Source organism: Mesorhizobium sp. LSHC420B00, assembly GCF_000503055.1.
GTDB lineage: Bacteria > Pseudomonadota > Alphaproteobacteria > Rhizobiales > Rhizobiaceae > Mesorhizobium.
On sequence record NZ_AYVY01000007.1, the window covers coordinates 1 to 21,334 of the forward strand.

Sequence of the window (21,334 nt, forward strand, 5' to 3'; positions counted from 1 at the left end):
CTTGTGGGAGAAGGTGGATCGGCGCGTAGCGCCGAGACGGATGAGGGGTGTTGGACGGATCGCCGTGGGTGCCAAGCTGGAGCACCCCTCATCCGTCGCCTTCGGCGACACCTTCTCCCACAAGGGGAGAAGGGGAGCCACATCGCCGTCAATAGTGGCTATGTCCGAAATGCCGGCTCGCCACCTCGACATGCGTGTCGTGCGCATGCGCTTCGAAGCGTTCGGTCTCGCCGAGATCGTCCACCGCCTCGTTCGGCCACCAGGTGCCGCCGACCACGATGCCGGCCGAGACCAGCCTTTGCTCGGCGACCAGCGAGGCGCCGACCGAATCGACAAAGGTGAAGTGGCCTGGACGCAGACGCAGCACCGCGACGTCACCGACCACGCCAATCGCCAGCCTGCCGAGATCTGGCCTGGCGATCGCTTCCGCTGGCCGCTGCGTTGCGGCGCGCAGCACCTCGACCAGTGGCATGCCGAGCGCCAGCAGTTTCGACATGCAGACCAGGATGTCGAAGGCCGGCCCGTCGACGCAGTAGAGATGCACGTCGCTGCTGATCACGTCCGGCGCCAGACCCTCGCTGAGCATCGCTTTGGCCACCTCGAAATCGAACGAGCCCATGCCGTGGCCGATGTCGAAGATGACGCCGCGCTCGCGCGCCAGCCGCATATCCGGCCGCACCGCCCCCGAGGCGAAGACCGGCGCGTTGGGAAACGGCCGGAAGCAGTGGGTGAGGATGTCGCCCTTGCGCAGCCGCGGCAGCACTTCCGAGCGGCCGGGCGGCGGCTCGTCTATATGCGCCATCAGCGGCAGGCCGGCCTTGTCGGCGGCTTCGAGCGCGAGATCGACCGGCGCGATGCCGCTGGTGCCACCGGCATGGCGACCCGAACGGACCTTGACACCGACAACCACGTCCGCGTGCTCGCGCGCCGCCGCCACCGTTTCGCGCGGTTCGCAGAGCCGGAGGTCGCTGCACTCGCCGACCGCCACGGTCTGCGAGAAGCCGAATATGCCGGCAAAGGAAATGTTGACGTAGGCCAGGATGCGGACTTTCGAGCGCTCTATGACGTGGCGGCGAAAGCCGAGGAAATTGCCGGCGCCGGCACTTCCGGCATCGATGAAGGTGGTCGTGCCGCTCTTTGCGGCGAGCCGGTCGGCATCGACGCCGAGCGAGGTGCCGCCCCAATAGACATGGCTGTGCAGGTCGATCAGGCCCGGCGCGACGATGGAGCCCGTGGCGTCGATGACGCGGGCGGCACGCTCGAAGGGGATTTCGGCGTCGATAGCCGCGATACGGCCGTCCACAATCGCCAGATCGCGTTGTGCGTCGAGGCCGGACGCCGGATCGATGAGGCGGCCGCCTTTTATCAGGAGATCGAATTGCATTGCGCCTGTCTCCGCTTTTCCGTCAGGCCGGCCTGTAGGCGACGGCTTCGACCTCGATCTTGATGTCGATCATGAGCCGAGACTCCACCGTCGTGCGTGCCGGCGGGTCTTTCGGGAAATGCCGGGCATAGACGGTGTTGAAGATGCCGAAATCGCGCGCGTCCTCGAGCCAGACCGTGGTCTTGACCACGTCGTCCAGCGTGCAGCCGGCCAGCGCCAGTGCCGCCTTGATGTTCGACAGCACCTGTTCGGTCTGCTCGGCGATGCCGCCCTTGACCACCAGCCCGTCGCTGCCGACCGGCACCTGGCCGGAGACATAGACGAAATCGCCGGCCCTGACCGCCGGCGACAACGGCACATGGGATTTTCCGAAACACTGCTTGGGCAAGGAGGCCTCCTCTGGAAATCTTGCGTGACCGCCCTTATGCCTGCCACCGCGGTTCTCATCCAACATTTTGGAAGCTATATCGCTTTGCTGCGGGAGCGCCAGCTTGGTCACCACGCTCGGTGACCCTTCGCGCCCCCCTCTGTCCTGCCCTCTTTCCCACTACTTGGCATCTCCCCCACTAGGAGGGAGATTGGCCGTCATCACTGATTTCGCCAACCACCGACCTTGCAAAAGGTGCGCTGCCAGCGAAGCTGCCGATCTCCCCCCAAGTGGCCCCCAAGTGGGGGGAGATGCCCGGCAGGGCAGAGGGGGGCGCTGTCCCGCCAGCGTCTTGACCCGCGACGCCAGCCCGCTCAGCGATCGATTCGCGTCGACAGGATGATCGACGACGACGTCCGCTCGACCCCGTCCATGGCGCCGATCTGGTCGAGAAGCGTGTCGAGATCCCTGATCGACGGCGCCTCGACGATGACGATCATGTCGAAATTGCCGCTCACCGAATGCAGCGTCCGCACCGGCGGGAGCGACTGCAGGCTGCGCACCACCTTGTCGGCAAGCTTGGGCGTGACGGTGAGCAGGACATGCGCCCGCACCAGTCCCTGTTCGTAATCCGGCGAAAGCCTGACGCCGTAGCCGGTGATGATGCCGCGCTGCTCCAGCCGCTCGATCCGGCTCTGCACCGTCGTCCGTGAGACGCCCAGCCGCCGCGCCAGTTCGGCGGTCGAGGCGCGTGCATTGATGCGCAGCAGGGAAAGCAGCGCCTGGTCGGCATCACTAAGCATTTCGACGAACCTTGCCGGCGTATTGGTCAAACAGAGACTGCGTTTTGCACAATCCTACTCTTCCTTTCGACAGGCAAGCTGCGATTCTAGCCGTCTATTTAACATTGGTGCGAGGGACCGGTCATGAAGGAAATCATCGTCGTCGGCGCCGGCAAGATCGGCTCGACCATAGCCGAGATGCTGGCTTCCACGGGCGACTATCATGTCACCCTCGCCGACCGCTCGGCCACACAGCTCGGCGCGGCCGAACTGCCGGCCGGCGTAGAGACGCTGGAACTCGACATCGAGGCCGTCGGCACCCTCGAAGCCGCCCTGGCCGGCAAGTTCGCGGTGCTCAGCGCTGCGCCCTTCCATCTGACCACGCGCATCGCCGAAGCGGCGGCCAGCGCCGGCGTGCATTATCTCGATCTGACAGAGGACGTCGTCAGCACCAGGCGCGTCAAGGAGCTGGCGCGCTCCGGCAACAGCGCCTTCATACCGCAATGCGGGCTGGCGCCGGGCTTCATCTCGATCGTTGCCAACGATCTCGCCAGCCGCTTCGACACGCTGGAAAGCGTGCGCATGCGGGTCGGCGCGCTGCCGCAATACCCGTCGAATGCGCTGAACTACAATCTGACCTGGAGCACCGACGGCGTCATCAACGAATATTGCGAGCCTTGTGAGGCGATCGTCGAAGGCGAGCTGGTCGAAGTGCCGCCGCTGGAGGAGCGTGAAGAATTCTCGCTCGACGGCGTCACCTACGAGGCATTCAACACCTCGGGCGGGCTGGGCACGCTGGCCGAAACGCTGAAAGGCAAGGTGCGGACGCTGAACTACCGCACCATCCGCTACCCCGGCCACGCCGCGATCATGAAGGCGCTGCTCAACGACCTCGGCCTGCGCCACCGCCGCGACGTGCTGAAGGACATTTTCGAAAGCGCCCTGCCGGCGACGCTGCAGGACGTCGTCATCGTCTTCGTCACCGTCAGCGGCCGCAAGAATGGCCGCCTGCTGCAAGAGACCTACGCCAACAAGATCTACGCCAGGCGTGTCGGCGATACGGTACGCAGCGCCATCCAGATCACCACTGCCTCCGCCATCTGCGCCGTGCTCGACATGCTGGCCGATGGCACCTTGCCGGCAAAGGGCTTCATCAAGCAGGAGGACATCGCGCTCGACGCCTTCCTGGCCAACCGCTTCGGCCGCGCCTACGCGCAGCACGAGATGGTTAGCCGACTGGCGGGTTGAGCTGCGTAATCTCCCCCCCTTGAGGGGGGAGATGTCGGCGAAGGCGACAGAGGGGGTCGCCTCGCGTAGAGCGCTAACCTCCGACTGTCGTAAGGGAGGTCGAATCCAGTCGAACCGACCCCCTCTGGCCTGCCGGCTATCTCGCCCTCAAGAGGGGAGATCACCCTGCCCTCAAATATGCACCGCCCGCCCGAGCGCCTTCAGCGCCGCTTCCTGAAAACCCTCCCCTTGCGTCGGGTGGGCGTGGATGGTGCCGGCAATGTCCTCCAGACGCGCGCCCATTTCCAGGGCCAGGCCGAAGGCCGTCGACAGTTCCGACACGCCTTGGCCGACCGCCTGGATGCCGAGCACCAGATGGTTGTCGGCGCGGGCAACGACCCGGACAAAGCCCTCCTCACCCATCTTCGTCATCGCCCGGCCATTGGCGGCGAAGGGGAACAATCCGACCTTGATTTCGCCGCCGAGCCCCTTTGCCTCCTCCGGCGACAGGCCTGCGGTGATCAGCTCCGGATCGGTGAAGCAGATAGCGGGAATGCAGCGTTTGTCCCAGCTGCACTTGTGGCCGGCGACGATCTCGGCGACCATTTCGCCTTGCGCCATCGCCCGGTGCGCCAGCATCGGCTCGCCGGTGACGTCGCCAACGGCAAAGATGCCGCGCATCGAGGTGCGGCACTGGTCGTCGATGCGGATGAATTTTCCCGCCATGTCGAGATCGATCTGCTCCAGCCCCCAGTCTTCGACCACCGGCTTGCGCCCGACGGTGACCAGAATCCTGTCGGCAACGATCTTGGCATTCTTGCCGTCCTTCGTCTCGACCAGCAGCGCATCGCCCTTGGTCGACAACCCCTTGGCCTTGGCGCCCACAAGCACCTCGATACCGAGCTCGGCGAGCCGCTTCACGACCGGCCGGGTCAGTTCGGCATCATATTGCGCCAGTACGCGCGGCAAAGCCTCGACCACGGTCACCCTGGCGCCCATCTTCGCGAAGGCGATGCCGAGCTCCAGCCCGATGTAGCCGCCACCGACGACGGCAAGCCTTTCCGGCACTTCGCTCAGCGCCAGCGCTTCGGTGGACGAGATCACCAGGCCACCGAAGGGCAGCGACGGCAATTCGACCGACGCCGAGCCCGTGGCGATCACCACCGTCTCGGCGCGGACCACCTGCATCCCGGTTTCGGTCTGGACCTCGACGGTCTTGCCGTCACGGAATTTCGCCCAGCCGTGCACGGTCTTGACCCCGGCCTTCTTCAACAGGCCGGCAACGCCGCTGTTAAGCCGGCTAACAATGCCGTCCTTCCAGGCGATGGTCGTTTCGAGATCAATCGATGGTGTTGCGATTGAAATGCCGAGCGGGCTCTTGCCGCCGGCCAAGTGCGACGCCTTTTCGAACTCTTCGGCCGCATGGATCAGCGCCTTGGACGGGATGCAGCCGACATTGAGACAGGTGCCGCCCGGTTTACCGAACTCGACGATAACCGTGTCGATGCCAAGCTGCCCGGCGCGGATGGCGCAGACATAGCCGCCGGGACCGGCGCCGATGACGAGCAGCTTGCAGGAGATTTCCTTCATCATGGCACCTTAGTTCGACGAGCCGGCGGGACAGCGCCCCGCTCTGTCATCTCCCCCTCAAGGGGGGAGATTGGCAGCTTTCGCGCTCGGCTTAGTCCTGCAAAGCTGGAGATTGGCGAAAGGCGGGATGACGGCCAATCTCCCCCCTTGAGGGGGAGATGCCCGGTAGGGCAGAGGGGGGCGCGAAGGATCGCTACTGCTCTCATCCTGCGCCCCTGCGATCCTCTGTTCATCTCCTCAATCCACAAAAATCAGCGCTGGCGTTTCCAGCAGCGTCTTGATCCGTTGAATGAACACCGCGACTTCCCAGCCGTCGATGACGCGGTGGTCGAAGCTGGAGGACAGGTTCATCATCTTGCGCGGGATGAACTGGGTGCCGTCCCACACCGGCCGCATCATCATCTTGTTGACGCCGAGGATCGCCACTTCCGGATGATTGATCACAGGCGTCGTCGCCACACCGCCCATGGCCCCGAGCGAAGTGATGGTGATGGTCGATCCAGAGAGCTCGTCGCGCGTCGCCGTGCCGGATTTTGCCGCCTCAGCCAGCCTGACAACCTCGGCTGCGCAATCCCAGATGTCGCGCGCCTCGGCGTGCTTGACCACCGGCACCACCAGCCCCGACGGGGTCTGCGCGGCGATGCCGATATGGACCCCGCCATGCTGGTGGATTATGCCCGCCTCGTCGTCGAACAGCGCGTTGAGGTTTGGCTGGTCGGCGATCGCCTTGACCATCGCCCGCATCAGAAACGGCAGCAGCGTCAGCTTCGGCCTGTCCGCGCCCGGCCGCTTCTCCTTGTTGAGCGCGGCGCGCAAATCCTCGAGCGCGGTGACGTCGATCTCTTCGACATAGGTGATGTGCGGGATGCGCGATTTGGCCAGCGTCATCTTCTCGGCGATCTTTCGCCTGAGCCCGACTATTTTGATATCCTCGACCGCCTCGTTGCGGACAAGCCCGGAGATCTTGGCGGGCCCGGGTCCGCGCGCCAGGAAAGCTTCGATGTCCTCATGCTGGATACGGCCGGCCGGGCCGCTCCCCACAATTTGCCGCAGGTCGATGCCGGCCTCTTTCGCCCTGAGGCGGACGGCCGGCGAGGCCAGCGGCTTTTCGCCCTCCGGACGCCGCGCGCCGGAGATCGGCGCAGTACCCCCGCCGGAGGGGAATTCCGTTGCCGGCTCACTTTCGCGCACAGAAGCGCTTCCTGACGGAGGTGGGACTGGTTTGGCGTCGGCCTTGGGAGCCGAAGCTCGTCCCCCTCCCCCTTGTGGGGGTCCGAAGGACGGGCGAGACCCGTGGCTCGCCCCGGCAAGGTTAGGGGTGGGGGTACGCTTGGCGCCCGCCTCAACGTCCCGTGGCGGCTTGACGTTACCCTCGCCGGCCACCTTCAGGCGCACGATGGGCGAGCCGATCGCCACCGTGTCGCCGATCTCCGCACCCAGCCAGAGGATCTCACCATCGACGGGCGAGGGAATCTCGACCGTTGCCTTGTCGGTCATCACAGCGGCCAGCACGGCGTCCTCGCGCACGAGATCGCCGACCTTGACCTGCCATTCGACCAGCTCGGCCTCGGCGACGCCTTCACCGACATCGGGTAGCTTGATGACATATTCGCCCATCGTCTTCCCCCTCAGGCTTCCATCGTTTCGACGAGTGCGCGGCCTAGCCGCGCAGGACCGGGAAAATAGTCCCACTCCTGCGCATGCGGATAGGGCGTGTCCCAGCCGGTGACCCGCGCCACCGGCGCCTCCAGATGGTGGAAGCAGTTCTCCTGAACCAGCGCCGAAAGTTCGGCGCCGAACCCCGATGTCAGCGTCGCCTCGTGCACGACCACGCAGCGCCCGGTCTTGCTGACCGAGGCGACGATCGTCTCGAGGTCGAGCGGCAGCAGCGTTCTCAGATCGATGATCTCGGCATCGATGCCGGTCTCCTCGGCCGCCGCCTGGGCGACATAGACCATCGTGCCGTAGGCAAGTACGGTGACCGCAGCGCCCTGTCTGCGGATCACCGCCTTGCCGAGCGGCACCGTGTAATGGCCGTCGGCGACTTCGCCAAGCTCGTGTTTCGACCATGGTGTTACCGGCCGCTCGTGATGACCGTCGAAGGGTCCGTTATAAAGCCGCTTCGGTTCCAGGAAGATCACTGGGTCGGGATCCTCTATCGCGGCGATCAGCAAGCCCTTGGCGTCATGCGGGTTCGAGGGCACCACGACTTTCAGCCCGGAGACGTGGGTGAACAGCGCCTCCGGGCTCTGGCTGTGGGTCTGGCCACCAAAAATGCCGCCGCCGGTGGGCATCCTGACCACGATCGGGCAGGTGAAGTCGCCGTTCGATCGATAGCGCAGCCGCGCCGCTTCCGAGACGATCTGGTCATAGGCCGGATAAACATAGTCGGCAAACTGCACCTCGACGCAAGGCTTCAGCCCGTAGGCGGCCATGCCGATGGCCGCGCCGACAATGCCGGATTCGCTGATCGGCGCATCGAAGCAGCGGCTCTTGCCGTATTTCGCCTGCAGGCCTTGCGTACAGCGGAAGACGCCGCCGAAGAAGCCGACATCTTCGCCGAAGACGATGACACGCTCGTCGCGCGCCATCGACACGTCCATGGCGTCGCGGATTGCCTCGATCATGGTCCGTCGCGGCATGGTTAGACTCCCGCCTGCTGGCGCTGGCGCCTGAGGTGCGGCGGCATCTCGGCATAGACGCCCTCGAACATATCGCGCGCCGAGGGCTTGCCGCCGGCATGCAGCGTGCCGTGGCGCTCGGCCTCCCGCTGCGCCGAAATCACCGTGTCGAGGATTTCCGCCTCGGCCTGGGCGTGGCGTTCGTCCGACCAGACGCCGCGCTGGATGAGGTGGTTCTTCAGCCTGACGATCGGGTCGCCGAGCGGCCACGCGTCGGACTCGGCCTTCGGCCGGTAGGCCGACGGGTCATCGGAGCTGGAATGGGCGCCGACGCGGTAAGTGACATATTCGACCAGCGTCGGCCCGAGATTGTTGCGCGCCCGCTCCGCCGCCCATTTGGCCACCGCATGGACGGCGAGATAGTCGTTGCCGTCGACGCGCAGCGACGGGATGCCGAAGCCCAGTCCGCGGGCAGCAAAAGTGCCGGAGCCGCCCCGGGCGATCCCCTGGAAGGTCGAAATCGCCCACTGGTTGTTGACGACGTTGAGCACGACCGGCGCCTTGTAGGTCGAGGCGAACACCAGCGCCGAATGGAAGTCGGACTCGGCGGTCGAGCCGTCGCCGATCCAGGCGGCGGCGATCTTCTGGTCATTGCTGATCGCCGAAGCCATCGCCCAGCCGACCGCCTGGATGTACTGCGTCGCCAGATTGCCGGAGATCGAGAAGAAGCCGTGCTCTTTCGACGAATACATGATCGGCAGCTGCCGGCCCTTCAGCGGATCGGCCTCGTTCGAATAGATCTGGTTCATCATCGTGACCATCGGATAGCCGTCGGCGATGAGCAGGCCGGCCTGCCGATAGGTCGGAAAATTCATGTCGCCCGGCGCCAGCGCCTTGCGGAAGGCGCAGCTCACCGCCTCTTCGCCGAGATGCTGCATGTAGAAGGAGGTCTTGCCCTGGCGCTGCGCCATCTGCATGCGCGCATCGAAGCTGCGCAGCGTCACCATATGGCGCAACCCTTCCAGCAGTTCCTCGTCGGAAAGCAGGCCGGCCCACGGCCCGACCGCCTCGCCGGCGCGGTTGAGCACACGAATGATCGAGAACGCCAGATCGCGGATGGTGCGCGGATCGACGTCGATCTCGGGGCGCGGCACCGAGCCGGCCTTGGGGATGGTCACGTCTGAAAAATCCGGCGTGCCGCCCGGCCGCACCTCCGGCTCCGGAACATGGAAGCGCAACATTCCGGCATCGGCCATGATCTCGGTCCTCCACTGTTGCCCGGCGCGATATTTGCACACCGCCGGACCAGTGCCAATTCGTCGGGCAGGGCTTCGGTCCTTCGGCTCCCGCCGATGCAGCCTGCCGCGCACAAGATGAAGATGTGTCTGCGAAATTTCTTGTCGATGTTGGACGGCAGCACGCAACTTAGCAGAAATTTGCCGACGATTGCCGCAACAGACGATATGTCCCGGGGTGAGCTTGCCTTTGACGAGCCCGCACATCCAGCGATTCAAGTTGCGCCTACCATTCAGGACCTTATCCTGACGGCATCGTTGTGAGAGAGGCGGGAATGCAAGGCAGATCGAGGGCCGTCGTCGCTTTGGCGATTGTAGCTTTTCTGGTTGGATCCGGTCGACCAGCTTTCGCTCAGTCGGACGATTGCATCGGCACGTACTATCGCACGAGGGATGCTGCCTGCATTGACCGGCTTATCACAACCTTGGATCAAGCTCCGTCCAGCGCTGAAAACGGAACGATAACCGGGTTTTTCGCTGCATTGTTCGACGGCTCGCCGGAGATGCGACGAAAACTGCTGGATGGCGTGCCCTCCGATCGCGCGGCTGACCTTTATCTGGCCGCTCTGCACAAGGCTGGTCTCACGGACGAAGCGCGGCGTTTCGCGTCGAGCCGAAAGCTGGAGGATGCAGCATCCCCCGGTGCCATGCCTTTGAAAACGTTGACACCCCTCTTTGTCCCGTTGGACAATGATCTGCTGCTTGGCGCCTATATGGCGACAGGAGACTTGTCCTACATAGATCATATTCTGGGAGATCATATTCTGGGAAATCTTCGAACCAGCCCTGACGGCATCGCGGCGGACGCAATCTGCATCGGCCTTGTTATGGGGAAATTCGCGGGTGCGGTGGCTCCAGGTCGCCCCGAGAATATCATGATTGTCGCTGCATGCCGGAAATATGGGTGCCCCAAGAGCCAGGCATCAAAAGACATGATGCGTGTGATGACGGTGGCATCGGCTGTATGGGCTATACGGTCGCTGGCGAAGAATGACGTTGCAATCAAACAGGAACTCGATCGCTTTTTCCAAAACGACTCGCGTTTGGCCGCCATTTTCGGAAGAGAGCAGAACGCCTTCACAAATTATCTGGCCTCAGTGACTTTGTGGTCGGTCGAGAAAGGCAAATCGCTTGACGCGGCAATGACGGACTATGAACGCCTCGGTGCTGCCGATACTTCGTTCAAGCCTGATAGCATCCTGCAATCCCCCGAGGACAAGAACTAGCAGGCCGGCGCCTGTGGTTCACCCGGAGCTCTCGCCATGCTAACCACAACACCATGGCACAGAAGAAAGCATACGAGGTCGATTCATGGCTCGCGAAGCCGGATCCGCGCGTCTCGATCGTGCTGCTTTACGGTCCCGATCGCGGGCTGGTCGCCGAGCGGGCAAAGGCCTTTGCCGCCAGGACCGGCCTGCCGCTCGACGATCCGTTCTCGGTGGTCAGGCTGGACGGATCGGAGGTCGATCGCGACGAGGGCCGCCTGCTCGACGAGGCGCACACCGTGCCGATGTTTTCGGAGCGGCGCCTGCTATGGGTGCGCAATGCCGGCGCTCAGAAGGCGCTTGCCGACGACGTCAGGGCGCTGACCGCCGAGCCGCCGCGCGATGCCATTATCCTGATCGAGGCCGGTGACCTGAAGAAGGGCGTCGGCCTGCGCGGCGTGGTGGAGGCGGCGGACAATGCCATGGCTCTGCCTTGCTACGCCGATGAGGCCAGGGACATTGACACGGTCATCGACGACGAACTGCGCAAGGCTGGCATGTCGATGACGCTGGAGGCGCGGCAGGCGCTGCGCCGCAACCTTGGCGGCGACCGGCTGGCCTCGCGCGGCGAGATCGAAAAGCTGGTGCTTTATGCGCATGGCCAGGCCGAAATCGGCCTCGACGACGTCAAGGCGACATCCGGCGATGTCTCCGGCCTCTCCTTCGATGCGGCCGTCGACGCCCTGCTCGAAGGCAGGATCGCCGACTTCGACAGCGCCTTCACCCGCCATTGCCAGTCTGGCGGCCAGCCCTTCCTGGTGCTTTCATCGGCGATGCGGCAGTTGCAGACGATCCAGGCGATGCGCGGCCTGATGGACGCCGGCGGCCGCAATGCCGCTTCGGTCGTAGCCGCGGCGCGCCCGCCGGTGTTTTTCTCCAGGCGCAAGCTGGTCGAGAAAGCCCTCGAACGCTGGAGCAGCGAGGCGCTCGGCCGCGCCCTGACCCGCTTGCAGACGGCGGTGCTGCAAACGCGCCGGCGGCCCGATCTGTCAATCGCGCTGGCACGGCAGGCGCTGCTCGGCATTGCCGTGGAAAGCGCAAGGCTGGCGCAGAGGTAAGCTCGCTTCGAGCAGATGGCAGCTTCAACTCAGTCGGAGACGACAATCATTGAGGCTGGCGCCGCCCCTCATGCCCTACCGGGCATTTCTCCCCGTAAACGGGGGGGAAAGAAGCCGGCCGCAACGCCGGCACCTTCTTGCAATGCTGGAGATCGGCAAAACCGTCGAAGACAGCGCCCTTCTCCCCGTCACTATACGGGGAGAAGATGCCGGCAGGCAGATGAGGGGCGGCGCCAACACCCCGAACAGGAGCGAATTCTTGTCAGAACGGCAGTCGATTCACGAGTAGTTTGCCGGCTAAGGTACCGGGGCCATACCTACTCCCGCTTCAGCCTTCGGCAAAGCTCGTCAAGCTGCTCCAGCGTCCGGTAGGCGACGCTGATCACGCCGCCGCGCTGGTTGTGCTCGATCGTAACGATCATGCCGATCGTACTGGTCATCTGCCGCTCCAGCGCCAGTGTGTCGGCATCCTTTTGCGGCGGTGCGGCGGGTTGGCGTTTTGCCGCCGGCGCGCCGACCGGCATCTGCGCCAGCGCCTCGGCCTGGCGCACCGAAAGCCCCTCATCGATGATCCGCTTGGCGAGCCCGGCCGGGTCGTCGGCCGTCACCAAGGTACGGGCGTGGCCGGCCGACAGCGCCCCATCGACCAGCATGTCGCGAATGACGTCGGGCAGCTTGAGCAGCCTCAGCGTGTTGGCGACATGGCTGCGGCTCTTGCCGATCACCTGGCCGAGATCGGCCTGGGTATAGCCGTGGTCGTCGATCAGCTGCTGGTAGCCCAGCGCTTCCTCGACCGGGTTGAGGTCGGTGCGCTGGACGTTTTCGATGATCGCCAGTTCGAGCGCCGTGCGATCGTTGACATCGCGCACAATGATCGGGATTTCGGTCAGCCCGGCGCGTTGCGCCGCACGCCAACGACGCTCGCCGGCGATAATCTCGTAGCGGCCCGTTTGGGTTTTCGACGGCCGCGCCACCACCGGCTGCACCACGCCGTGTTCGCGGATCGACTGGGCGAGGTCGGTCAGGTCGGCGTCGCCAAAATGCCGCCGCGGGTTTTTCGGGTTAGGGCTGAGGAACTCGATCGGCACCTTGCCGTCGGCCGCCAGCCCCGGCTTTTCCGGTGCCGCCGGGCGATCGATTTCGCCGATCAGGGCCGCCAATCCCCGGCCCAGTCTCTTTCTCGAAGGGTCTTCGTTCATCGTCCGTCCAGATCGTTTCGGTATCGAATCGCTTGTTGGCTACTGTTAGGCGGCACGCAATTTGCGCTCGCGGCGGATCACTTCGGAAGCAAGCTGCAGATAGGCCTGGCTGCCCGAGCATTTGAGGTCGTAGAGAATCGCCGGCTTGCCATAGGACGGCGCCTCGGAAACGCGGACATTGCGCGGGATGACGGTTTCATAGACCTTGTCGCCCATATGCGCCCGTACATCCTGCACCACCTGGTTGGCGAGATTGTTGCGCCCGTCGAACATCGTCAGCACTATGCCCTGGATCGTCAGATCGGGGTTGATCGAACGGCGCACCTGCTCGACCGTCTCCAACAGCTGGCTCAGGCCCTCCAGCGCGAAGAATTCACACTGCAGCGGTACCAGCACCGAATCGGCCGCAGCCATCGAATTCAGCGTCAGCAGATTGAGCGAGGGCGGGCAGTCGATCAGCACATAGCCGAAATTGGCCGAGCGCTCGGCCGAAGCCCGCAGCGCGTTGCGCAGCCGCAGCACCCGGTCCGGCGCCGAGGCGATTTCCATCTCGATGCCGAGCAGATCGAGCGTCGACGGCACGATCGACAGGCCGGGCACCGCCGTCGGGATCGCCGCCGCTTCCAGGTCGAGTTCGCCGGTCAGCACATCATAGGACGAGACGGTGCGGTCGCGCCGGTCGATGCCAAGCCCGGTGCTGGCGTTGCCCTGCGGGTCGAGATCGACGATCAGCACCTGTTCGCCTATAGCGGCCAGCGCGGTGGCCAGATTGATGGCCGTCGTCGTCTTGCCGACGCCGCCCTTCTGGTTGGCGACGGTGATGATTCGGGGGCCGTTCTTCATCATGGGTCTATGCCAGAAATTCATTCGGGGTCGCCGGTCACTAGCCAGGGTGCTGTCGCAAGTCGGATATTTCGAGAACGACGCCCTGCGCGTCGGTTACACTGGCATGTTCTACCAGATCGAAAGACCATCGTTGAGCGCTTTCTGCCACTTCGGCGCGGTAATCCCGGCCTTTGTGAAACAGGCCGCGCGCGCCCTTCGTCAGCCACGGCGCCGCCAGGTGGAGCAGGGCCGGCAGCGAGGCGAGCGCCCTGGCCGTGACGATTTGTGGTGCAGGAACAAGAGGATAGCTGTCGTCTATGCGCCGCGCGATGACCTTGGCAGGCAGGCTGAACTGTCCGACGACCGCTTGCAGGAACGATGCTTTTTTCCGATTGCTTTCAACCAGGTCGATGCTGGCCCCTTCACGCTCGACCAGTAGAAAGGCCAGCACAAGCCCGGGAAAACCGCCGCCGGAGCCGAGATCGACCCAGCGCTTCGCGTCTGGTTTGATTCGCGCCAGTTGCGCGCTGTCGAGGATGTGGCGGCGCCAGACATCGTCCTGCGTCGATTGCGCGGCCAGATTGATCCGGCGATTCCATTTCTGGAAGACGGCCTCGAACTCGACCAGACGATCGAATGTTTCACGTGAAACCGGGCCTGCTGCCTGCTGCAGGTTCGCCCAGGACGCAGCGCTCACGCGACCTGCTTTCGCGCGGCCGCCTCGGCGTTGCGGACATGCGCGACGATAATCGCCAGCGCCGCCGGCGTCATGCCTTCCATACGCTGCGCGTCAGCGATGGAACGCGGCTGGCGTGCCAGCATCTTTTGCTTCAGCTCATTGGACAGGCCGGGAACAGAAGCAAAGTCGAGCGACTCGGGAATAAGCCGGCTCTCCTCAAGCCTGATCTGCGAGACGTCCGCCTGCTGGCGGTCGAGATAGACGGAATATTTGGCTTCCGTTTCAAGACGTTCGGCCGTTTTGGCGTCGATTGCTCCAAAAGCAGGTTCGATGCGCCCCAGCCAGGCGATATCGACACCGGGATAGGCCAGCAACTCATAGGCCGAGCGGCGTACGCCGTCCCGGTTGATCTCGAGCCCATGGCGCGCCGCCTCATTCGGGGTCATCGTGGTGCCGAGGGCGAGCTGCCGCGCCTTATCAAGGTCTTGCACGACAGTGTTGAACCGTTGCGTTCGCTCCGGCGAGGCGATCCCCAGTCTCATCGCCAGCGGCGTCAGCCGCTCATCGGCATTGTCCGCACGCAGCGACAGCCGGAACTCGGCCCGCGAGGTGAACATGCGGTAGGGCTCGGCGATGCCGCGGCTGGTCAAGTCGTCGACCATCACGCCGATATAGGCTTCGGTGCGGCTTAGCACGATTTCATCGCTCGCCGACGCCTTGCGCGCTGCATTCAAGCCGGCAAGCAGCCCTTGCGCGCCAGCCTCCTCGTAGCCGGTGGTTCCGTTGATCTGGCCGGCGAGGTAAAGCCCGGCGATCCGCTTGGTTTCCAGCGTCGGCTTGAGTTCGCGTGGGTCGACATGGTCATATTCGATGGCATAGCCGGGCTGCAGCATCGTTGCCCGCTCCAGCCCCGGAATGGTTTTCAGGATGTCGAGCTGTACGCCCTCGGGCAGGGAGGTCGAGATGCCGTTCGGGTACACCGTGTCGTCGTCGAGCCCTTCTGGCTCCAGAAAAATCTGGTGGCCTTCGCGGTCACCGAACTTGACGATCTTGTCTTCGATGGACGGGCAATAACGCGGCCCGACGCCTTCGATTGACCCCGAATACATAGCCGAGCGGCCAAGATTGGCGCGAATCAGCTCATGCGTGACATTGGTCGTGCGCGTAATCCCGCAATGGATCTGCGGGTTTTCGATGCGGTCGGTGAGCAGCGAGAACGGCACGGGATCTTCATCCGCCGCCTGGCTCTCAAGCGACGCCCAATCGATCGTCCTGCCGTCCAGCCGCGGCGGCGTGCCGGTCTTCAGCCGCCCGAGCCTGAAGCCGGCGCGGCTCATCGTCGCCGACAGGCCGATGCTCGCTTGCTCGTTCATGCGGCCGGCGACGATTTTCTTCTCGCCAATATGAATCAGCCCGCGCAGAAAGGTGCCGGTCGTCAGCACCACGGCGCCACAGGCGAGCCTGCTTCCATCCGCCAGCAGCACCGCCGCGATGCGCCCATCGTCGATTTCCCCGTCATTGATGTCGAAGTCCAGCACCTCGCCTTCAATGACATCGAGGCCGGCCTGCTGCCGGATTGCCGCCTGCATGGCGAGCCGATAGAGCTTCCTGTCGGCTTGCGTCCGCGGACCGCGGACCGCTGGCCCCTTACGACGGTTGAGCAGACGGAACTGGATGCCGGCCGCATCGGCGACGCGCCCCATCAGCCCGTCCATGGCATCGATCTCGCGAACCAGATGGCCTTTGCCGAGGCCGCCAATCGCCGGGTTGCAGGACATCACACCGATCGTGTCGAAGCGCAGCGTCACCAGCGCGGTTCTGGCGCCGGCACGCGCGGCAGCACTGGCCGCCTCGCACCCAGCATGGCCGCCACCCACCACAACCACATCATAGCGATTGGTCATCTGTATCTTCCGGTTCGAATCTGCCGACACATGTGCCCGCCGGGACGAGCTGTCAAGAACAGAGAGGCTTCAGGCGCATAACTGCGCTGACCATTGCAGATAGAGAACGCCCGGCGCTGCCCTGTCTGCCTTCTCCCTTTGTGGGAGAAGGTGGATTGGCGCGCAGCGCCAAGACGGTTGAGGGGTGCTGGACGGATCACCGTCGGTGCCAAGCTGGAACACCGCTCATCCAACCGAGCTTCGCTTGGCCACCTTCTCCCACACGGGGAGAAGGCGAGAGCCGCACTAACCCCTCAACCTGCAGCACCTGCGACATTTGCACAGCGAATCGTTTCACGTGAAACAATGCCCTCCACTGACCGCCCAGCGTTTCACGTGAATCACTGGGGCGTATTCTTCCCAATGTTTCACGTGAGTCACTTGCCGATACAGAATTGCGAAAAGATCACGTCGAGCATATCCTCGACATCGACCGCGCCGACGATCCGTCCGAGCCGATCCGCCGCCAGGCGCAGTTCCTCGGCGCGCAATTCCTGTCCGCGGTCACTACTTGCCGCTGCCGCAAGCAGGAAGCGTTTTGTCTCATTGAGCAGCTCGACGTGCCGCAGCCGCGACGGCAGGATATCGCCGGCCTGGCCGATCTGCGCTGCGGCGTGCCGCCCGATCTCGTCCAGCAATTCGGCCACTCCCGTGCCGTCCTGCGTCGAGATAGCGATATCGCAGTGCGCCGCGGGCGAGGGTGATTCGCCCCTCAGAAGATCAACCTTCGTTCCGACCCTCAGCGCCGGAATGGCGCCCGGCAGCACACCGACCGCCATTGGCTCAGCCATATCCTCAAGCAGCAACAGCAGGTCCGCACTGTGCGCCTTGGCCCTGGCCTTCTCGATGCCGATCGCCTCGATCTTGCCGGGCGCCTCGCGCAGACCGGCGGTGTCGGTTACCCGGACCCGCACCCCTTCGAGGTCCAGCACCACCTCCAGCAGGTCGCGGGTCGTGCCCGGCTCATCGGTGACGATCGCCGCCTCGCGCCGCGCCAGAGCGTTGAACAGGCTGGATTTGCCGGCATTCGGCGCACCGAGGATGACGACTTCGAACCCGTCGCGAATGATTTCGGCAGCGCGGAAGCCGGCGACATGGCGCTCGATCTCGGCGATCATGGCCCGCACGTCGGACCAGACTGTGTCGGCGACCGAACCCGGCACGTCGTCCTCGTCGGCAAAATCGATCTCGGCCTCGATCATCGCGCGGGCGTGGATCAGCCGTCGGCGCCAGCCCAGATAGAGTTCGCTCTGCACGCCTTCGGCATTGTGCACGGCAAAGCGCCGCTGCGCCTCGGTTTCGGCATTGATGAGATCGGCCAGCGCCTCGGTTTCGACCAGATCGAGCTTGCCGTTGACAAAGGCGCGGCGGGTGAATTCACCCGGCTCGGCATGCCTGACGCCGTCGAAGGAGGTGATCGTTTCCAGCATCTTCGCCACGACGGCGCGTCCGCCATGCACATGGAACTCGGCAACGTCCTCGCCGGTAAAACTGTCGGGACCGGCAAAGAAGACGACCAGGCCGCTGTCCAGCACCGATCCGTCCGGCGCCCGTAACTTGCGATAGCTAGCAACGCGGTTCGGCACGGCCGATCCGGCAATCGTTTCGACTACGAATCGACTCTGCGGCCCCGAAATTCGGATCACCGCAATGCCGGCCGGCAGGCGCCCGCTCGACAGTGCCACTATGGAGTCTTTTGAAATCATTTGCCCGCTCTGCCGAAGCGCCCTAGCTATGCCTGTTCAATCCACCATCGAGTTGCGCCGTGACATTGCCTGCACAAAACCTGCTTGCCGAAGAGGCCAGTCCCTAGATCGGAAGAGCACACGTCTGAACTCCNAGTTCAGACGTGTGCTCTTCCGATCTATGTTCCTGACGCCGGACGGCAAGCCGTTCTGGGGCGGCACATACTTCCCTCGCGAAGCCCGCTACGGGCGCCCGGGCTTCGTCCAGGTGCTGGAGGCGGTCGACAAGGCTTGGCGGGAGAAGAAAGAAAGCGTTAACCAAAGCGCCGACGGTTTGACTACGCATGTCGAGGCGCGGCTGGCGGGCAGCCATGCCAAGGCCGTACTCGACAGCGACACGCTAGCGAAGCTCGCCAACGGCATTGACGGCATGATCGACCGCGAGCTGGGCGGCCTGCGCGGCGCACCCAAATTCCCCAACGCGCCGTTCATGCAGAGCCTCTGGCTGTCCTGGCTGCGCGACAGCACCGCAGCCCATCGTGACGCCGTTCTCCTCAGCCTCGAAAAGATGCTGGCCGGCGGCATCTACGACCATGTCGGCGGTGGCCTCAGTCGCTACTCGACCGACGCCGAATGGCTGGTGCCGCATTTCGAAAAGATGCTCTACGACAATGCCCAACTCGTCCGGCTGTGCAATTGGGCCTATGCGTCAACTGGCAAGGAATTGTTCCGGTTGCGAATCGAAGAGACGATTGCCTGGCTGTTGCGCGAAATGCGGGTCGAGGGCGGTGCCTTCGCTGCCAGTCTCGATGCCGACAGCGAAGGGGAAGAAGGGCTGTTCTATACCTGGAGCAAGGATGAGGTCGAGCTTGCCCTTGATGACGAATCAGCATTGTTTTTCCACTACTTCACACTTGCCGACCCGCACGGCTGGGAGGGCAAGCCGATCATCCGCCAGACAGAAGCCCAGCAGACGCAAAGTGTGATCGACCGCCAACAGCTCGTCCCGCTGAAAGAAAAATTGCTCGCGGCGAGGGCACAGCGCATCCGGCCAGGGCGTGACGGCAAGGCACTGACCGACTGGAATGGTCTGATGATCGCAGCGCTTGCAGAGGCCGGGCGATCGCTTGGCCGATCCGACTGGATCGTAGCGGCGGCAGCGGCCTTTGCCGCCATTGCGGCTGCCGGGCGCGATAACCGTCTGTCGCATTCCATGCTCGGCGCAAAGAGGCTGTTCCCGGCTCTTTCGAGCGACTATGCCGCCATGACCAATGCGGCGGTCTCGCTGTTCGAGGCGACCGGCAATCCCGACTATATCGATCGCGCCGGGAACTTCATTGAGCAACTCGATCTCTGGCACCGGGACAGCGACAAGACCGGCTACTATCTGACCGCATCGAACAGCACGGATGTGCCGATCCGCATCCGCGGCGATGTCGACGAGGCCATTCCTTCCGCCACTGGGCAGATCATCGAAGCCATGGTCCGATTGTCGTCGCTGACCCGCGATCTCGAACTCTGGGAAAAAGCCTGGACAATCGCCGAGCATGCGGCCGGGCGGGCGGAGCACCAGCCCTATGGCCAGGCAGGAATCGTCAATGCCTGTGCCCTGGCGCTCGAACCGCTGAAACTGGTGATCGTGGATAAACCCGAGAATCCAAGGCTTGTTCCGGTTGCGAATCGAAATCCGGACCCACGTCGGGTGGACATCGTCGTGCCTGTTGGCTCGGCGACAAATCTGCCGGCCTTGCCGGGCGGCGTCCTGCCGCCAACGGCCGAGCCCGGCGCCTGGCTGTGCACGGGGCAGGTCTGCCTGCCGGTGGTAACGGAAGCTGAAGAGCTGGAAGGGTTATTGCGCCGAAGATAGGATTCGTAATCCTATGGCGAAGCAAGGAGCGAAGCGACGCAGCGCAGACCATAGGATCCATGCCGTGACTTTCGCGCGCTGCAACGGCGCAAATTCTGCTCCGCTGCTTTCTCCGGTAGAGCTCACGGCATGGATCCTCGGGCCAAGCCCGAGGATGACGAAGGCAACGGCCAGCCCCCAACCCTACGTATTCATCGAATCGAAGAAGTCCGCATTCGTCTTGGTCTGCTTGAGCTTGTCGATCAGGAACTCGATGGCATCGGTAGTTCCCATCGGCGCCAGGATGCGGCGCAGCACGAAGATCTTCTGCAGATCCTGCTTGGAAACCAGCAGGTCTTCCTTGCGGGTGCCGGACTTCAATATGTCCATGGCCGGATAGATGCGCTTGTCGGCCACCTTGCGGTCGAGCTGGATTTCGCAGTTGCCGGTGCCCTTGAACTCTTCGAAGATGACTTCGTCCATGCGGCTGCCGGTGTCGATCAGCGCGGTGGCGATGATGGTCAGCGAGCCGCCTTCCTCGATGTTGCGGGCGGCGCCGAAGAAGCGCTTCGGCCGCTGCAGCGCGTTCGCGTCGACACCGCCGGTCAGCACCTTGCCGGATGACGGCACGACGGTGTTGTAGGCGCGGCCGAGACGCGTGATCGAATCCAGCAGGATCACCACGTCGCGACCGTGCTCGACCAGGCGCTTGGCCTTTTCGATCACCATCTCGGCAACCTGGACATGGCGTACCGCCGGCTCGTCGAAGGTCGACGAGATCACCTCGCCCTTCACCGAGCGCTGCATGTCGGTAACCTCCTCCGGCCGCTCGTCGATCAGAAGCACGATCAGATAGCATTCCGGATGGTTGGCGGTGATCGAGTGGGCGATGTTCTGCATGAGAACCGTCTTGCCGGTGCGCGGCTGCGCATTGATCAACGCACGCTGCCCCTTGCCGATCGGCGCGACCAGGTCGATCACGCGCGGCGAGATGTCCTTGGTGGTCGGATTGTCGATCTCCATCTTCAGCCGCTTGGTCGGATAGAGCGGCGTCAGGTTGTCAAAGTGGATCTTGTGGCGGATTTTTTCCGGATCGTCGAAATTGATTGTGTTGACCTTGAGCAGCGCGAAATAGCGCTCGCCCTCTTTCGGGCTGCGGATAGGGCCTTCAACCGTATCGCCGGTCTTCAGCGAAAACCGCCGGATCTGCGAGGGTGAAATATAGATGTCGTCGGGACCTGGCAGATAATTTGCGTTGGCCGAGCGCAGAAAGCCAAAGCCGTCCTGCAGCACTTCGACGACGCCGTCGCCGATGATCTCGATATCCTGTGCCGCCAGCTTCTTCAGGATCGCGAACATCAGCTCCTGCTTGCGCATGACGCTGGCGTTCTCGACCTCGAGCGATTCCGCATAGGCGATCAACTCTGGTGGTTTCTTGTTCTTGAACTCGGTGAGTTTCATTTCTTGCATGGACGGACTCTGAATGAGCTTTGGGAAAAATATCGGCGGGATGCGACAAATGCCGGGCGCGGCCGAAAGCGATGACGGGCGGCGCATGACGGGAAGGA

17 protein-coding genes are annotated in these 21,334 nt (G+C 63.8%); 4 read left to right on the forward strand and 13 right to left on the reverse strand.

Features of this window, described 5'->3' with window-relative positions; genetic code table 11:
- Positions 1-148 precede the first annotated feature (148 nt).
- From X760_RS52275 to X760_RS52285, 3 genes are all read right to left on the reverse strand, one after another.
- Positions 149-1,384: an amidohydrolase/deacetylase family metallohydrolase gene (locus X760_RS52275; protein WP_023718737.1), complete on the reverse strand. Its 1,236-nt coding sequence runs from the start codon at positions 1,382-1,384 to the stop codon at positions 149-151.
- 22 nt (positions 1,385-1,406) lie between these two features.
- Positions 1,407-1,772, reverse strand: a complete 366-nt coding sequence (locus X760_RS52280; RefSeq protein ID WP_023718738.1) for a RidA family protein — start codon at positions 1,770-1,772, stop codon at positions 1,407-1,409.
- A gap of 353 nt (positions 1,773-2,125) precedes the next feature.
- Positions 2,126-2,554 (reverse strand): Lrp/AsnC family transcriptional regulator, encoded by a 429-nt coding sequence (locus tag X760_RS52285; protein WP_023718739.1) that lies wholly within the window; start codon positions 2,552-2,554, stop codon positions 2,126-2,128.
- Between the two features lie 123 nt (positions 2,555-2,677).
- On the opposite strand from X760_RS52285, the gene X760_RS52290 reads away from it, so the two are divergent.
- Positions 2,678-3,781: a saccharopine dehydrogenase family protein gene (locus X760_RS52290; RefSeq protein ID WP_023718740.1), complete on the forward strand. Its 1,104-nt coding sequence runs from the start codon at positions 2,678-2,680 to the stop codon at positions 3,779-3,781.
- Positions 3,782-3,952: 171 nt separating this feature from the next.
- Here the strand turns inward: X760_RS52290 and lpdA are convergent, their stop codons facing one another.
- The 4 genes from lpdA to X760_RS52310 form a co-directional block, all read right to left on the reverse strand.
- Complete coding sequence (gene lpdA / locus X760_RS52295; protein WP_023718741.1) at positions 3,953-5,350, reverse strand: dihydrolipoyl dehydrogenase; 1,398 nt, start codon at positions 5,348-5,350, stop codon at positions 3,953-3,955.
- Positions 5,351-5,587: 237 nt separating this feature from the next.
- A complete protein-coding gene (locus tag X760_RS52300) occupies positions 5,588-6,967 on the reverse strand; it encodes a dihydrolipoamide acetyltransferase family protein (protein ID WP_023718742.1) in 1,380 nt (459 codons plus the stop codon).
- Between the two features lie 11 nt (positions 6,968-6,978).
- A complete protein-coding gene (locus X760_RS52305; protein WP_023718743.1) occupies positions 6,979-7,992 on the reverse strand; it encodes an alpha-ketoacid dehydrogenase subunit beta in 1,014 nt (337 codons plus the stop codon).
- A 2-nt stretch (positions 7,993-7,994) separates the two neighbouring features.
- The gene (locus tag X760_RS52310) at positions 7,995-9,227 is read right to left on the reverse strand and encodes a 3-methyl-2-oxobutanoate dehydrogenase (2-methylpropanoyl-transferring) subunit alpha (protein WP_023718744.1); all 1,233 of its coding nucleotides are present in this window, start codon (positions 9,225-9,227) and stop codon (positions 7,995-7,997) included.
- Between the two features lie 314 nt (positions 9,228-9,541).
- On the opposite strand from X760_RS52310, the gene X760_RS52320 reads away from it, so the two are divergent.
- Both X760_RS52320 and holA read left to right on the forward strand, forming a co-directional pair.
- Positions 9,542-10,492, forward strand: a complete 951-nt coding sequence (locus X760_RS52320) for a hypothetical protein (protein WP_023718746.1) — start codon at positions 9,542-9,544, stop codon at positions 10,490-10,492.
- Between the two features lie 53 nt (positions 10,493-10,545).
- Positions 10,546-11,589 (forward strand): DNA polymerase III subunit delta, encoded by a 1,044-nt coding sequence (holA, locus tag X760_RS52325; RefSeq protein ID WP_023718747.1) that lies wholly within the window; start codon positions 10,546-10,548, stop codon positions 11,587-11,589.
- 317 nt (positions 11,590-11,906) lie between these two features.
- Here holA and X760_RS52330 read toward each other — a convergent pair whose 3' ends face one another.
- The 5 genes from X760_RS52330 to mnmE form a co-directional block, all read right to left on the reverse strand.
- On the reverse strand, positions 11,907-12,788 hold the full coding sequence (locus tag X760_RS52330; RefSeq protein ID WP_023718749.1) for a ParB/RepB/Spo0J family partition protein: 882 nt from the start codon (positions 12,786-12,788) through the stop codon (positions 11,907-11,909).
- A 45-nt stretch (positions 12,789-12,833) separates the two neighbouring features.
- The gene (locus X760_RS52335; protein WP_084642633.1) at positions 12,834-13,634 is read right to left on the reverse strand and encodes a ParA family protein; all 801 of its coding nucleotides are present in this window, start codon (positions 13,632-13,634) and stop codon (positions 12,834-12,836) included.
- A gap of 37 nt (positions 13,635-13,671) precedes the next feature.
- Entirely contained in the window at positions 13,672-14,310 is a 639-nt protein-coding gene (gene rsmG, locus X760_RS52340; protein ID WP_023718751.1) for a 16S rRNA (guanine(527)-N(7))-methyltransferase RsmG, read from the reverse strand.
- Positions 14,307-16,196: a tRNA uridine-5-carboxymethylaminomethyl(34) synthesis enzyme MnmG gene (gene mnmG, locus X760_RS52345; RefSeq protein WP_023718752.1), complete on the reverse strand. Its 1,890-nt coding sequence runs from the start codon at positions 16,194-16,196 to the stop codon at positions 14,307-14,309. The genes rsmG and mnmG overlap by 4 nt, the downstream gene beginning before the upstream one ends.
- A gap of 416 nt (positions 16,197-16,612) precedes the next feature.
- Entirely contained in the window at positions 16,613-17,941 is a 1,329-nt protein-coding gene (mnmE, locus tag X760_RS52350) for a tRNA uridine-5-carboxymethylaminomethyl(34) synthesis GTPase MnmE (RefSeq protein ID WP_023718753.1), read from the reverse strand.
- 160 nt (positions 17,942-18,101) lie between these two features.
- On the opposite strand from mnmE, the gene X760_RS52355 reads away from it, so the two are divergent.
- Positions 18,102-19,787, forward strand: a complete 1,686-nt coding sequence (locus tag X760_RS52355; RefSeq protein ID WP_245278583.1) for a thioredoxin domain-containing protein — start codon at positions 18,102-18,104, stop codon at positions 19,785-19,787.
- A 183-nt stretch (positions 19,788-19,970) separates the two neighbouring features.
- Here the strand turns inward: X760_RS52355 and rho are convergent, their stop codons facing one another.
- Entirely contained in the window at positions 19,971-21,236 is a 1,266-nt protein-coding gene (gene rho / locus X760_RS52360) for a transcription termination factor Rho (RefSeq protein WP_023718755.1), read from the reverse strand.
- Positions 21,237-21,334 lie beyond the last annotated feature (98 nt).